This is a genomic window from Calothrix sp. NIES-2098, assembly GCF_963875125.1.
Taxonomy (GTDB): Bacteria; Cyanobacteriota; Cyanobacteriia; order Cyanobacteriales; family Nostocaceae; genus Aulosira.
In genome coordinates this window covers 4,726,174-4,741,703 of the sequence record NZ_CAWNKJ010000001.1, presented here as the reverse complement: position 1 = coordinate 4,741,703, position 15,530 = coordinate 4,726,174, and the positions used below count along the sequence as shown (strand labels likewise).

The following is a 15,530-nucleotide window of genomic DNA, read 5'->3' as shown; positions in this document are numbered from 1 at the left end:
AATGGGGCATGGGGCATGGGGCATTGGGCAATAGGCAATAGTTATTACTTTCCTCCTCTGCGTCCTCTGCTCCCTCTGCTCCCTCTGCTCCCCAGCTTCCTGATACTATCTATATAGCCAAACGCGCAATAAAGAAAGCAACTGTTCGGTATCTACAGGTTTGGTGATGTAGTCGGATGCGCCTGCTTCAATACATTTTTCGCGATCGCCTTGCATAGCTTTAGCTGTGAGTGCCACAATTGGCAAGTTGCGCAGTTTACTGTTCTGGCGGATGAGGCGTGTGGTTTCGTAACCGTCCATTTCTGGCATCATGACATCCATCAAAACAATATCAATATCGGGTGTATTTTCTAAAAGCGCAATACCTTCTCTACCGTTCTCTGCATATACTACCTGCATTTGATAACGCTCTAGCATACTTGTCAAGGCGAAGATGTTACGTACATCGTCGTCGACAATTAGCACTTTCTTACCTGTGAGTAAGTAGTCTCTAGCGTGTAGCTGTTCGAGAATTTCGCGTTTGGGTGCAGGTAAATTTGCTTGCACTCGGTGTAAAAATAATGCGGTTTCATCTAACAAACGTTCGGGCGATCGCACGTCTTTGACGATGATTGTATCCGCTAATCTTCGCAGTTCTGTTTCTTGAACCCTGCTAAGTTCTTGACCAGTATAAACGATTATCGGCAGCGTTTCCCCATTGGGTAGTAGCTTGATCTGCTCGATTAGTTCAAAACCACTCATATCTGGTAGTCCTAAATCGAGGACGAGGCAATCAAAATATTGAGTGCGAATTGCTTCTAAGGCATCTGCACCTGTACTGACTGCGATAGTGGTGACGTCACTGTTACCAATCAACTCGACAATGCTGTGGCGTTGGGTGTCGTCATCTTCTACTACCAGCAGGCTTTTCACTCGCCGTTCGATAAAACCTTTAATTTTAGTTAAGGCTTCGGAAATTGTCTCGCTAGTTAAAGGCTTTTGGAGATAGGCGATCGCGCCGAGTTGCAGTCCGCGTTGTTTTCCTTCCTCAACCGTCATAATATGTACGGGAATGTGACGAGTATGGGGATTATGTTTTAGGCGATCTAGCACCGTCCAACCATCCATTTCTGGCAAGCGGATATCAAGCAAGATGGCTGAAGGATGATATTGCTGTGCTAGGGTGAGTCCGATACTGCCGTTTTGGGCGGTGATCACCTTGAATCCTTGTTCTCGCGCCATATCTAGCAGGATACGGGAGAAGTTGATGTCATCTTCCACAATCAGCAGTACGCGATCGTCTTCGGCGATAATAGCGCGATCGTCATTCAGGGCTGAGGAGTTGGGAGTTGGGGTTGGGAGTTGAGGCTTAAAAGAGTTAGAACCAGAGAGAGAGACTGGTCTGGATGTTAAAATCTCAGCACTTAAACCGCGTAACTCCGGACTGGTTTGCGGGAGATAGAAAGTAAAGGTACTACCTCGATCGGGATGGCTGACAAGTTTAATTTCGCCACCAAACAGGCGGGCAATTTCGCGACTAATTGACAAGCCCAATCCCGTACCGCCGTATTTTCTGCTAGTACTACCATCGGCTTGTTGGAAGGCTTCAAAAATTACTTTCTGTTTCTCTGGCGCAATCCCAATACCTGTATCCCTAACCGAGAAAGCAATCACAGTTTGGGCGCGATTTAAGGTTTCTTGTGAGAGACTCCAACCTTCTTTCGCCACCTCAACCCGGAAGTTCACCTCTCCACGTTCTGTAAATTTAAAGGCGTTGGAAAGTAAATTCTTCAGTACTTGTTGTAAGCGTTTGCTATCTGTGTATAGGGTTTTGGGTAATTCGGGAGCAAATTCTATTGTGAAGCCAAGTCCCTTGTTTTTGGCGATTTGCCCGAAGGTGCGCTCAAGTTGATCGCCTAACTCGGAAAATAACATTTGGTGCATGTCAATTGACATCGTTCCCGATTCGATTTTCGCCAGATCTAAGATGTCATTGATCAACGTCAACAAGTCTGTACCTGCTGAGTAAATCGTCTGGCTGTATTCAATTTGCTTAGTTGTTAGGTTGCCTTCAATGTTATCTGCTAATAGCCGAGCCAAAATTAACAAGCTATTTAGTGGCGTCCGCAGTTCGTGGGACATATTCGCCAAAAATTCGGACTTATATTTAGATGAGAGGGCTAGTTGTTCGGCTTTCTCTTCTAAAGAACGTCTTGCTTGTTCAATCTCTAGATTTTTACGTTCAACTTCTTTCTTTTGCAGCGCTAGCAACTCGGCTTTTTCTTCTAGTTCGGCGTTGGTTTGTTGCAGTTCTTCTTGCTGTCCTTTGAGTAAATCTTCGGAAGCTTTGAGGGATTGCGCTTGCTGTTCGAGACGCTTGTTGGTTTCTCGCAATTCGTTTTGCTGGGTTTGTAGTTCTTCTGCTAAAGATTGCGACTGCTTGAGTAATTCTTCTGTCCGCATCGAAGCCGCGATCGTATTTAAGACGATCGCAATACTTTCGGTGAGTTGATCGAAGAAGGTTAAATGTATCTCGCTAAAGCGGCGGAAGGAAGCTAATTCAATGACTGCTGTGACTTGTCCTTCAAACAATACAGGTAACACAACCGCATTCAGTGGCGAAGATTCTCCTAACCCGGAGCTAATTTTCACATAATCTCCTGGCACATCTGTGAGCAGAATTCGCTCTTTTTCTAAAGCACATTGCCCTACCAAACCTTCACCCATGTGGAAGCGGTTAGCTAGATGTTTGCGTTCGCGGTAAGCATAGCTACTCAGTAATTTGAGGAAAGGCTGATTCTCTGGGTTTTCCATCATGTAGAATACGCCGTGTTGCGCTCCTACCAGGGGTGCAAGTTCTGAGAGAATGAGTTTGGAGACGGTTTCCAAATCGCGCTGACCTTGCAGCATTCGGGTAAACTTGGCAAGGTTAGTTTTTAACCAGTCTTGTTCGGTATTTTTCTGGGTAGTCTCTCTCAGGTTAGCGATCATCTGGTTGATGTTGTCTTTGAGGATCGCTACTTCCCCTAAAGCTTCCACCGCAATCGATCGCGTTAAATCGCCTTTTGTCACAGCTGTCGCCACTTCTGCGATCGCTCTTAGCTGGGTGGTGAGAGTTGCAGCCAGTTCGTTTACGTTGTCGGTCAAATCTTTCCAGGTACCCGCCGCACCTGGCACCTTAGCTTGACCGCCTAACTTTCCTTCAATCCCCACTTCCCGCGCCACTGTTGTCACCTGATTGGCGAAAGTAGCTAGGGTGTCAATCATTTCGTTGATTGTCTCTGCTAGGGTTTCAATTTCTCCCTTAGCATCTAGCATTAATTTGCGTTTCAAGTCGCCATTCGCCACCGCCGTTACAACTCTGGCGATACCTCGCACTTGGGCTGTTAAGTTACCCGCCATCGAGTTCACATTGTCGGTCAAATCTTTCCACGTACCCGCTACGCCTTGCACTTGCGCTTGACCGCCTAATTTCCCTTCCGTTCCCACCTCCCGCGCCACCCGCGTTACTTCTGAGGCAAAAGAACTCAGCTGATCCACCATTGTGTTGATGGTGTCTTTGAGTTCGAGAATTTCACCCCGCACATCCACAGTGATTTTCTTCGAGAGGTCGCCGTTCGCCACCGCCTTGGTAACTTCTGCAATGTTCCGCACCTGTGCTGTCAGGTTCCCCGCCATCGAGTTCACATTGTCGGTGAGGTCTTTCCACGTACCCGCAACCCCCCGAACGTATGCCTGTACGCCTAGTTTCCCTTCGGTTCCCACCTCTCGCGCCACCCTAGTTACTTCCGAGGCAAAGGAGTTTAACTGATCCACCATTGTGTTGATGGTGTTTTTCAACTCCAAAATTTCGCCTTTCACATCCACGGTGATTTTTTTGGAAAGGTCGCCATTCGCCACCGCCGTTGTCACTTCCGCAATATTCCGCACCTGTGCCGTCAAGCTTCCTGCCATGAAGTTCACGCTGTCGGTGAGGTCTTTCCACGTACCTGCGACTCCCTTCACTTCTGCTTGTACGCCTAATTTTCCTTCGGTTCCTACCTCTCGCGCCACCCGCGTTACTTCTGAGGCAAAGGAGTTTAACTGATCCACCATCGTATTGACGGTGTTTTTCAACTCCAAAATTTCACCTTTGACATCTACAGAAATTTTCTTGGAAAGGTCGCCATTTGCCACCGCCGTGGTGACTGCGGCGATGTTCCGCACCTGTGCCGTCAAACTACCTGCCATGAAATTCACGCTGTCGGTGAGGTCTTTCCACGTACCAGCGACACCTCGCACATCTGCTTGTACGCCCAGTTTCCCTTCACTTCCTACTTCCCTAGCAACCCTGGTTACTTCGGAAGCGAAGGAGTTGAGTTGATCCACCATGATGTTGATCGTGTTTTTCAACTCCAAAATTTCACCTTTCACTTGCACGGTGATTTTCTTCGAGAGGTCGCCATTGGCGATCGCAGTTGCAACTTCGGCGATGTTCCGTACCTGGTCGGTAAGATTACCCGCCATCATATTCACCGCACCAGTCAGATCCTTCCACGTACCCGCTACGCCTCGGACTTCGGCTTGTACGCCCAACTTACCTTCCGTACCCACCTCTCTCGCAACCCTGGTTACTTCCGATGCAAAGGAACTCAGTTGATCCACCATCGTGTTGATCGTGTTTTTCAACTCCAAAATTTCGCCTTTCACATCCACAGTGATTTTCTTGGAAAGGTCGCCGTTCGCCACCGCCGTTGTCACTTCCGCGATGTTCCGCACCTGTGCCGTCAAACTACCTGCCATGAAGTTCACGCTGTCAGTGAGGTCTTTCCACGTACCAGCCACCCCGCGCACTTCGGCTTGTACGCCTAATTTTCCTTCGCTTCCCACTTCCCTCGCAACCCTAGTTACTTCTGAGGCAAAAGAGTTGAGTTGATCCACCATTGTGTTGATTGTGTTTTTCAACTCCAAAATTTCCCCTTTCACATCCACCGTAATTTTCTTGGAAAGGTCGCCCGTCGCCACCGCCGTTGTCACTTCTGCAATATTCCGCACCTGTGCTGTCAAGCTTCCTGCCATGAAGTTCACGCTGTCGGTGAGGTCTTTCCACGTACCCGCCACGCCCTTCACTTCTGCTTGACCGCCGAGTTTTCCTTCTGCGCCCACCTCGCGCGCCACCCGCGTTACTTCTGAAGCAAAGGAGTTGAGTTGATCCACCATGATATTCACGGTGTTTTTCAACTCTAAAATTTCGCCCTTGACATCCACAGTGATTTTCTTCGAGAGGTCGCCATTTGCCACTGCCGTCGTTACTTCCGCAATGTTTCGCACCTGTCCGGTAAGATTACCCGCCATCAAGTTCACGTTATCGGTGAGGTCTTTCCATGTGCCCGCTACCCCGCGCACTTCCGCTTGTACGCCCAATTTTCCTTCGGTTCCCACCTCTCTAGCAACCCTGGTGACTTCCGATGCAAAGGAGTTGAGTTGATCCACCATTGTGTTGATCGTGTTTTTCAACTCCAAAATTTCGCCTTTCACATCTACGGTTATTTTCTTGGAAAGGTCGCCATTCGCTACCGCCGTGGTTACTTCCGCAATATTCCGCACTTGCGCTGTCAAACTACCTGCCATGAAGTTTACGCTGTCGGTCAGGTCTTTCCACGTACCCGCTACACCTCGCACTTCCGCTTGACCGCCGAGTTTTCCTTCTGCGCCCACTTCTCGCGCCACCCGCGTGACTTCTGATGCAAAGGAGTTGAGTTGATCCACCATGATATTCACGGTGTTTTTCAACTCCAAAATTTCGCCTTTCACATCCACGGTGACTTTTTTAGAAAGGTCGCCATTTGCCACCGCTGTTGTCACTTCCGCAATATTACGTACTTGGGCTGTCAAATTACCTGCCATCATATTCACTGACTCGGTAAGATCTCGCCAAGTACCCGCCACGCCGCGCACTTCTGCTTGTACGCCTAACTTACCTTCGGTTCCCACCTCACGGGCAACCCTAGTTACTTCTGATGCAAAGGAGTTAAGTTGATCCACCATTGTGTTAACGGTGTTTTTCAACTCCAGAATTTCGCCTTTGACATTAACTGTAATTTTCTTCGAGAGGTCGCCATTGGCGATCGCAGTTGCAACTTCCGCAATATTACGTACTTGTCCGGTAAGATTACCCGCCATCAAGTTAACGTTATCGGTCAAATCTTTCCACGTTCCAGCTACACCGCTAACTTGGGCTTGCACACCTAACTTACCTTCAGTTCCTACCTCACGAGCAACCCGTGTAACTTCCGATGCAAAGGAACCGAGGCGTTCTACCATTGTGTTAACAATATTGGCAGTTTGGAGAAACTCTCCTTTGAGGGGTCTACCTTCAATTTCTGGGGCGATGGTTTGCGATAAATCGCCATTAGCAACAGCCCTAATTACTCGTGTAGTTTCCGCTGTTGGCTGAACCAAATCTGTAATTAATGTGTTAACAGAATTAACACAACTTAACCAAGAACCGCGCACATTTCCTAAAGTGGCACGTTCCGAAACCTTACCGTCTTTCCCAACAACATTACCGATTCGCTGTAGCTCTGCCGCCATGCGCTCATTCTGTTCAATAATGTCGTTAAGGGTATCGGCAATTTTTCCGGATATACCTGTTTGATCGATGGGCATCCGAGCAGAAAAATCGCCTTTTTTGACAGCATTTAGCGTTCTTAATAGTAGTTTTAAATCTAAATTGTCGTTTTCTTTGATTAACTGTTCAGTTGCCATCGCTATAGCCTTTAGGAAGTTATATATTTTTTACTCCCTCTGCTTTGTAGGGGGAGACTGTTAAGTTGATAATTGGCAGTATATTGGCTGGGGTTAACTTCACCCTATGCCTCTATCCATTAAACAAGGCTGCTGCCAACACTTGTTGGAACATCTACTTAGCCAATAATAGCCTTTGCATCGTCCTTAAGATAGCTGGTTCAAGGATATTTTTCATAGTAAATATTTGTTCAGTTTGATTACCTATTCCCTTAGATATATACCCCAAGGGGGAAGACTGCTACACAGGCTGAAAATGAATCATATTGCACTTCTTAACTCAACTCATTTCCCTAAAATTGATTCTGAAATTATTAAATTGGGTGAGTATAATTTCTTTGGCAGAATTCGTGGTTACTATCTAGTAGGTGGGTAAGAGAACGAACCACGTAGACGCAAAGGACACAAAGGAAGAGAAAAGACAAAGAACCGTATTAATGCTATGAAGCACAACTACCTTTATGAAAGTATTCTCAACTGCTTCAGGATTGTGCCTAGATTACAAGCGAGATAACCAATTGCTAAAGGAGATCGATCCTTTAATAGCAACAATATTTGCTCAAAGGTTTGCGGGAGAGTTGCACCATACAACCGCCACAGATTTTCCTTGAGTTGATGCAAAATGCGATCGCCTGCAATATCATCAGTACCAGGTCGCAGTAACCAATGGGTTCGCAGGATTTTAAAATGACGCAGATCGTTACTTTGCACTACCTGTTGAATCTCTTGCACAGCGCGTTCTACCAACTCATCGGTGACGACTTTCATCACCAACGGTTGCAAGCTAAAGGAGATTTCCCCCGTACCGATCCATTTTTCTAAAAGCGATCGCCTTTCTAATGTGACAATTGCTTCTAACACTGTAGCCGGATCGACAGATATTAATAGATGAGTTTGCAACCGACAGAAAGATACAGGTTCTTGCCAAATTGCCAACCAATAGAGAATATCTTGTTCTAAATCGGCAAGTTGCTCGAATTGTTGTTTGAGAATAACTCGCAAGCGATCGCCAATTACTAGGGTATTCTGAGTGAGAAATCCTGCGACATTCCCAGCAAACACTGACTGAATCAATGGCGTTACCAGTTTCAGCGCCAAGGGATTACCGCGATAAAGTTGAACTAAAGCTGATAGTCCTAGTTCTTTACCTGTAAATCCTCTAGATTGTAATAGTTCTAAAGCCTCTGTTTTTGGCAAACCCTTGAGGTTTAAACAGCGAATTGTTTTTGAGTCGATTTCTATAGCTTTGGGTTGTTCGCGACTAGCGATCAGAATGCAACTTTGATGGCTGCGGCTGATTTTTTGAATAAATTGATTGTAATTGTTTAAATCTGCATCTAACCCATCAAGTATTAATAGACAGCGACGTTGTTGCAGGTGGTGTATGAGTTGTGCTGTCCCTTGTTGAAGATCGCGAACAACGTCTCGATCAAAGTTATTCAGCAAGCTATCCACTAAAGAATTTAGGGATGGTGCAGAATGAAGAGATTTCCAAATCAAGCAATCAAATTGTGACTGAATCCGGTCTGCTAAAGCAAGTGTCAGGGCAGTTTTCCCGATACCAGCAATACCAACAATCATGACTAACTTACAGCCAGCCTCAATCCATTGTTCTAGCTGCATTAATTCTTGATTGCGCCCATAAAAACTTTCGACATCTGGGGCTTCATTCCAGTCGAGGTAAGGCTTGGGGATATCTGCAATAATTTCAGAATCTATATCGGAAGAATCTGCGATCGCTTCCCAATTGGTGATGCCAACAGCCTGACAGATAGCGATGAAGATTTCTCGCTGAATGCGATCGCCCTGCCAAAATCGCCGTAATGTAGCTCTAGAAGTGTGAGCATCTTGCCACCAACGCGCTGTACTAGTTTTTGTCCAACCAAGACGCAGCCTTGCTTTGTCTACGATTGCCAGTCCTGCTGTTGATGCTTTGAGCGAGTTAGACATACATCTGTTAAGTAAGCAGATTGTCTCTATTTTGGCTTAAGAGAAGTGTGATTAAGCTAATTGGTCTAATCATTTAAAGATTGTAATAACTGACTCGGACGTACTGCCTTCACAGCAAGATAAAGATTGGCATGATGAACAAAAATATAGTGTTCATACTCATACCAATGCATCTCACCTTTTTCTTGATTACAAACTTGGCAAATAACCCACAAATTTTTAAATTCCATTGATAACCAAGGATACTGCGATCGCGGTAATTTGTGATCTATTGTCTTACCTCCTTTTTCTGAGTAATTATCTTCACAAATTGGGCAGTAGGAATCTGAATTTTTTCTTACCCAGTCTTTACTTTCTGGGGTTGTTCCGCATTCATAATCACCATTAATATATCGCCAATAATCGAATTTTCTATAATTTTCAAAATCTTGATGAGTTAATTTGTGATACCGCTTGTTACCAATCTTGTTGGCAAGCTCAAATAATTCCTTCAGTTCTTTGTTTTCCAAATTCACGGTATATCTCACTAAAGTTTATGGTTTTATATATTTTTTGTTTCGATATCTATTCTTTAAATTTTTACTAAAATCAATAAATTCCATCTTTGAATCGGGAAACTGCTGGTCTATTATTTCCGAAATCTCATTGACTTCTATAGCTAATCTCTGATTAAATTCTGTTATTTCTTGACTTGTGAGGTATTTATTGCCAATACGATCTGCTTCTAAAAATAAATCTTCAAGTGTTAAATCTTCTAGTTGCTGTTTAGTAAAAAAATCTTCAATTTTAAGATACAGATTAATGATATTGTTCCAACCAATATTTTGATAGCCATTTTCTTTTAGCCAAGCTTGTTCTTCTTTAGGGAGTTTGGTTCGGTTTTTTGAGTTGGTAGTTTGCACGTTGCGATAACTCATGCCTTTAAAATTAATTTTTGAACCTTTTTGATTATTCATAGAGATAGTTTTTAACCCAAGGTTGATTTAAACATATTAATTAACGCTTTGCGAATTTCGCTATCCTCATATTGCAGAAGTCTTTTAGTATCTATAGCTAATTTGAGCTTAATTGCATCAATTAAATTTTTCAAAGCCTTGTTATCTTTTTTAAGTTGGTCGTTTACTTGAATCAGTTCATTCTTTTGAGATTTTATGGTATTGAGTTGCAAGTCTAAAGATTTATTTTGGTCAGATAAACGTTGAATTTCAGCTTCGTATTTTTCCCTTTCTTGTTTTTGGTAATTATTTAATTGGTCAATTTTGGCAGCATATTCCTGCTTATTCTTTTCAATTTCTTTATTTTTTTTCGTTACCATCCCTTTCTGAGCAGCTTGAAGACGCTGGCGATTGATGAGTTCGGAACCAGCAAAAGACGAAATAGCTCTACGAATGGTAATCTCATCAGGATTAGTATTAAAGTTAATTACTTCCAAAGCCCGTATAGCATCTGCTTGTGTCCATCCCTCATTTTGAAGTAGCTTTATAGCTTGTGATTTATTCACGGTTTTTTGAGGTAAATTAGGTAAAATATATTACAAGTTACTAATATATCGTACCCATACGATTAACTAGACTAACAATTGCAGCCTATCTGCTTGCAACTGATACCGAGTTGCAATCAAAGATAGTATCTGTCATTGCGACCGGAACGCAGTGAAGGGAAGCAATCTCATTAATTCTGATTTACTGCAACAGACTGCAACTTAGTATGAACAAATGACTGAGCATGAAGTGAGCACAAAACTGAGCATATTCACTACAGAAACACACCTACGCTAAAGGTAGAAAACAAAAGCGTAAGGTTACTAATATGACTCAAATCCTAGAACGCCAACCTGGTGGCTTATACGTTCAAACTCCAGATCAACAGCAAATTGCTTTTCCCCTGAAGCACACGGAAGTGCAAGCTAAGGTTGCAGGTAATATCTCACGAGTAGAAGTCACCCAAAGCTTTGAAAATCCCTTCACCACTACTCTAGAAGCTGTCTACATCTTCCCCTTACCGGATGAAGCGGCTGTTGATGATATGCTGATTCGCATTGGCGACAAGACTATTAAAGGCAGTATTAAAAAACGCCAGGAAGCACAGCAAATCTACGAGCAAGCGAAGCAACAAGGACGCACGGCTGGGTTGCTGGAACAGGAACGAGACAATATCTTCACTCAATCCCTAGCTAACATCAAACCTGGCGAGCAAATTGATGTAATTATTCGCTACTCCGAACGCTTGAAATTTGAGGGTGGAAATTACGAGTTTGTTTTCCCGATGGTGGTAGGGCCGCGTTACATTCCAGGGACAACTATTGAGGAAAATGCAGTAGGCGGTGGTTCGGCGTCTGCACCGATGATGTCTAATCAAGATACCGATTTAGTACCAGATGCTTCGCGCTTGAATGCACCTATCTTGCCAGCGGGTACTCGCTCACGTCATGATATCAAAGTGACGGTAGAAATTGATGCGGGAGTTGAGATTCAAGATGTGAAGTCGCCTTCTCACCAAATCCAGATTTCCTACGAAGGACAACGGGTGCTGGTAAAACTTGGGGGTGGAGATACAATTCCCAACAAAGACTTGATTTTACGTTACCAAGTTGCAGGCGATCTCACTCAAGCAACTGTACTCGCTCAAGCTGACGAACGCGGTGGACACTTTGCACTGTACTTAATTCCGGCTCTCCAATATCGTCCAGAACAGGTAGTTCCTAAAGATGTGGTGTTCCTCATCGACACTTCTGGCTCTCAAAGTGGCGCGCCACTGATGCAATGTCAGGAATTGATGCGGCGTTTTATCAACGGACTCAATCCCAACGACACTTTTAGCATTATTGATTTCTCAGATACTACTCAACAACTTTCGCCTGTTCCTCTCCCTAATACGCCGCAAAATCGCGCATTGGCAATTCAATATGTAAATCAGTTAAATGCTGGTGGCGGAACGGAGATGTTACGCGGTATTCGCGCTGTTTTGAATTTCCCAGTGACAGATCCCGGACGGTTGCGGAGTATTGTACTGCTCACCGATGGCTATATCGGCAACGAAAACCAAATTCTTACAGAAGTACAACGACATCTCCAAGCAGGAACCCGCCTCTACAGCTTTGGTGCTGGTAGTTCGGTGAATCGCTTCTTGCTCAACCGTATTGCTGAATTAGGACGGGGTATTTCTCGCTTCATTCGCCACGATGAACCAGTCGATGAGGTGGTGGAAAAATTCTTCCGCCAAATTAATAATCCGGTTCTCGCCAACATTAACTTGCAATGGGAAGGTGACGGCGCATCCCCAGTAATGTATCCTTCCACACCACCAGATTTATTTGCCGAACAGCCATTAGTGCTATTTGGGCGCAAACCAGATAGCCGTGCGGGAAAACTGCATATCAGTGGAATTGCTGCGGGTGGTACGCGCTATCAACAAACCTTCAATTTGAATTTTGAGAAAACGGGTAATCCAGCCATAGCACAACTTTGGGGACGTTCCCGCATCAAGGATTTGATGAATCAGATGGTGAGTGGTGAAACTAAAGTAGGCGTAGAAGCAGTGACGGATACGGCTCTTATCTATCAACTGTTATCGCAGTATACCGCCTTCGTTGCCGTCAGTGATGATGTGCGAGTTAATCCTGCTGAGGGTTCTGTTTCTGTGCAAGTACCTGTGGAAATGCCAGAAGGTATTAGCTATCAAGGCATATTTGGTAGTGTTGCGCAAACAATGATGAGCGTTCAGTCTGATGCACCTGAGTTTTTAACTGTTGCCAGAATGCAGCCTGTTGCTCCACCACCCCCAGCCCCAATGTCTCGCCCGGCTCCAATGGCAGCAATGCCATCATTTGAAGAGATAGAATCTCCAACTGTAGAAAGAAAACGGGCTAAAAAGGAAGCTAATCGTCCATTTTCAGGTGGAGCGCCAAATACTAATCAGTATGATGTGGGATCGGCAATTCCTTCTGCTCCCAGAGATGCAGAATTAGAAGATTTAAAAGCCAAACTTTCAGAAGGAATTGCGCCTGTCTCTCGTCTCCAAATTGTGAGTGTATCAGGATTGAATCAAGAGATGGTTTCTCTTCTGACTCAACACTTGCAATCAATTCGGTTTATTACAAATTTCAATGGTGATTTAGTCTTTGATTTACAAGTCAACAAAGGACGGGTAAGACAAGTGGTGCTGGATGAACAGTTGTCTTCTTTTAAAGAAGAAACAATTATTGAGACAATCAGGCGATCGCTCTTAACTTGGCTCCCACCAAAAACGCTAACAACTACGGCGATTCTAACAATTAGAATTCAACATTAATCGCTTTATTAAACTATTAATACCGGGATTTATCCCGGTATTAATAGTTTGCTAGAAGAACTAAATTTATTAGCTGATTATTAGCTGATATCTTGCACCTTTTCAATAAGGGTAGGGTGGGCAATGCCAGCCCTTTCAACGCGAACAAATGAACTACTTCATGAATATCTGAAACCCAACCCCAGTAAGGAATGTGAGGTACGACTTCGATGTATCCTCAACATATTCAACTGTTTTGGGCATCAAAATGCTATCCGCCATCTTTGAACAATTTGTGCAAGAAAGTCCAATAAGTGTGATGGCACGAGGATTAATGGAGCGAGTATTCGCCCCAGAAATCATGGATAAATTATTTGAAACCCATGCAAAAGTCCAATACCAGCAAGACTTATTGTTTTCCAGCTAAGTTGATTTAATGAGTTTGGTAGTGTGTGGAATTCAGAAATCGGTTCATGCAGCCTACAAAGCAAGAGCTGCGAACTTAATAGTGAGTAGTACTGCACTATATAAAAAGCTCTCTGGCGTGGAACTGGGCGTGAGTCAGGCGTTAGTTAGACAAACAGCAAGCCAATTGCAGTTGCTCATTCAAAAAATGGCAGGAGAACAGCCAAATCCACTACCGGGATATCAACACAGAATTGTTGATGGGACTTGTCTAGGTGCCACAGACCATCGACTAGATGCAATTCGGTTATTTGCAGCTAAGGCTCTACCAGGGAAAGCGATAGTTGTGTCAGATCCACTGTCAAAGCTAGTAATAGATATTTTTCCCTGTGTTGATGCTCATGCCCAAGAGCGTAGTTTATTTGATGATGTACTTTTGAGTGTCAAAGCAAATGAAGTTTGGAATGGAGACCGAAATTTTTGTACAGCCAAGTTTCTGTTTAGGATTGCAAACCAACAAGCTTTTTTTGTGGTTCGTCAACATGGGTCGTTAGGTTATCAACAACTCTCGCAATTAAAAGCTGTAGGTCACACAGATACAGGCAATCTATTTGAGCAGGAAATCGAAATTAATTACGACGGTAATTTGCTGAAATCTCGCCGGATTTTGCTGAAATTGTTCAAACCAACCCGAGACAAGGAATGGGAAATCGCCATTTTGACCAATTTACCCTCTCATGATGCGGATGCTGCAAAAATTGCTGAATTGTATCGTAATCGCTGGAGCCTGGAGACTCTTTTTCAAACTGTAACTGAGAATTTTCACGGCGAAATTCAAACCTTAGCCTATCCCAAAGCAGCTTTATTTTCATTTTCGATGGCATTAACAACATACAACATTCTTGCTACTCTCAAAGCTGCCTTAGGATCTGTACATGGAGTCGGTAAAATTGATGCTAGCTTGTCAGATTTCTATTTAGTTGATGAAATTACTGGCACTTACCGGGGAATGATGATTGCAATTCCAGCCGTCCATTGGCAAGCATTTGAGACCTTTTCTCTTGAGCAAATGGTGTTGGTTTTGCAAGATTTAGCAGCCAGAGTCGAACTTAAATGTTTCCTCAAGGCGATTCGAGGGGTAAAGAAAAAGCGAGAACCTTTAATAGTTGACAGCAAACATCGTCACGTTTCTACTGCGCGACTTTTAGATACCCATCAGAATACTCAAAACAAAAGCTAATATTTCTGGTTTTGACTTAAATCGCCTGGAGGATAATTCAATGCACTTTCATGTCTGCTGCAAACGGCTTTATGCTTTAGAAATTAGTCAGGGTAAGGCTTTTATTAATTATCTCTTACTAGTTCATTTGTTCGCGTTGAAAGGGCTGGCATTGCCCACCTTACAAAATATAAGCTTTTTATGCTGTATTTTTGGCAAGAAGACAATGATGCAAAATATGAATTAGGAAGTCTAAATATGTTTGCAGACAAATTCAATTACTTCTATTAATCCTTGTTGAGTTTTTAAGTTAGTAAATATAAATGGTTTATCGCCACGCATTTTTTTTGCATCGCGTTCCATAACGTTTAAATCTGCGCCGACATAAGGCGCAAGGTCGATTTTATTTATAACTAATAAATCAGATTTAGTAATTCCCGGCCCGCCTTTGCGAGGGATTTTATCACCAGCCGCTACATCAATTACGTAAATAGTTAAATCTACTAATTCAGGACTGAATGTCGCCGCTAAATTATCGCCACCACTTTCTAAAAATACCAAATCTAAGTTAGAAAATTGCTGCTCAAGCTGTTCAATTGCAGCCAAATTCATCGATGCATCTTCGCGGATTGCAGTGTGGGGACAACCGCCAGTTTCTACACCCAAAATGCGATCGCTTGCTAAAGCCTGAGAACGCACTAAAAATTGTGCATCCTCCTGAGTATAAATATCATTTGTCACCACCGCAATCTGATACTGCTCGCGTAAGGCCTTACACAAAGCATCTACCAACGCAGTTTTCCCCGAACCTACAGGGCCAGCAACCCCTACTCGAAATGTGTTGTTTGTCATTAGTCATTTGTGATTAGTCATTTGTCATTGGGCATGAGGCCTTGGGTATTTTTCCCCTTGTCTTCCTTAT

At 43.8% G+C, this 15,530-nt stretch carries 9 protein-coding genes; 3 read left to right on the top strand and 6 right to left on the bottom strand.

The genetic code is table 11. The annotated features are described in order from the left end of the window. Window positions 1-105: 105 nt before the first annotated feature. The 5 genes from AACU33_RS19795 to AACU33_RS19775 form a co-directional block, all read right to left on the bottom strand. Window positions 106-6,726, bottom strand: coding sequence for a HAMP domain-containing protein (locus AACU33_RS19795; protein WP_096590280.1), 6,621 nt, complete (start codon window positions 6,724-6,726; stop codon window positions 106-108). A gap of 498 nt (window positions 6,727-7,224) precedes the next feature. After that, window positions 7,225-8,715, bottom strand: a complete 1,491-nt coding sequence (locus AACU33_RS19790; protein WP_096590279.1) for an NB-ARC domain-containing protein — start codon at window positions 8,713-8,715, stop codon at window positions 7,225-7,227. Window positions 8,716-8,780: 65 nt separating this feature from the next. Then, the gene (locus tag AACU33_RS19785; RefSeq protein WP_339376156.1) at window positions 8,781-9,230 is read right to left on the bottom strand and encodes an HNH endonuclease signature motif containing protein; all 450 of its coding nucleotides are present in this window, start codon (window positions 9,228-9,230) and stop codon (window positions 8,781-8,783) included. 18 nt (window positions 9,231-9,248) lie between these two features. Continuing rightward, a complete protein-coding gene (locus AACU33_RS19780; protein WP_339376155.1) occupies window positions 9,249-9,671 on the bottom strand; it encodes a hypothetical protein in 423 nt (140 codons plus the stop codon). Window positions 9,672-9,682: 11 nt separating this feature from the next. Beyond that, window positions 9,683-10,216 carry a hypothetical protein gene (locus AACU33_RS19775; protein WP_096590277.1) on the bottom strand — a complete coding sequence of 178 codons (534 nt, stop codon included), beginning with the start codon at window positions 10,214-10,216 and terminating at the stop codon, window positions 9,683-9,685. A 308-nt stretch (window positions 10,217-10,524) separates the two neighbouring features. On the opposite strand from AACU33_RS19775, the gene AACU33_RS19770 reads away from it, so the two are divergent. From AACU33_RS19770 to AACU33_RS19760, 3 genes are all read left to right on the top strand, one after another. Next, complete coding sequence (locus tag AACU33_RS19770; RefSeq protein WP_096590276.1) at window positions 10,525-13,005, top strand: VIT domain-containing protein; 2,481 nt, start codon at window positions 10,525-10,527, stop codon at window positions 13,003-13,005. A gap of 247 nt (window positions 13,006-13,252) precedes the next feature. Further along, window positions 13,253-13,411: a hypothetical protein gene (locus AACU33_RS19765; RefSeq protein ID WP_339376154.1), complete on the top strand. Its 159-nt coding sequence runs from the start codon at window positions 13,253-13,255 to the stop codon at window positions 13,409-13,411. An 81-nt stretch (window positions 13,412-13,492) separates the two neighbouring features. Next, window positions 13,493-14,629: a transposase gene (locus AACU33_RS19760; RefSeq protein WP_339376153.1), complete on the top strand. Its 1,137-nt coding sequence runs from the start codon at window positions 13,493-13,495 to the stop codon at window positions 14,627-14,629. Between the two features lie 231 nt (window positions 14,630-14,860). On the opposite strand, the gene ureG is transcribed toward AACU33_RS19760, so the two are convergent. Then, window positions 14,861-15,460: an urease accessory protein UreG gene (ureG, locus tag AACU33_RS19755; RefSeq protein ID WP_096590274.1), complete on the bottom strand. Its 600-nt coding sequence runs from the start codon at window positions 15,458-15,460 to the stop codon at window positions 14,861-14,863. Window positions 15,461-15,530: the final 70 nt, after the last annotated feature.

Coding starts and splice junctions, on each gene's coding strand:
- AACU33_RS19790 (WP_096590279.1), bottom strand. CDS start 8,715: ATGTCTAACTCGCTCAAAGCATCAACAGCAGGACTGGCAATCGTAGAC.
- ureG (WP_096590274.1), bottom strand. CDS start 15,460: ATGACAAACAACACATTTCGAGTAGGGGTTGCTGGCCCTGTAGGTTCG.
- AACU33_RS19765 (WP_339376154.1), top strand. CDS start 13,253: ATGCTATCCGCCATCTTTGAACAATTTGTGCAAGAAAGTCCAATAAGT.
- AACU33_RS19770 (WP_096590276.1), top strand. CDS start 10,525: ATGACTCAAATCCTAGAACGCCAACCTGGTGGCTTATACGTTCAAACT.
- AACU33_RS19795 (WP_096590280.1), bottom strand. CDS start 6,726: ATGGCAACTGAACAGTTAATCAAAGAAAACGACAATTTAGATTTAAAA.
- AACU33_RS19780 (WP_339376155.1), bottom strand. CDS start 9,671: ATGAATAATCAAAAAGGTTCAAAAATTAATTTTAAAGGCATGAGTTAT.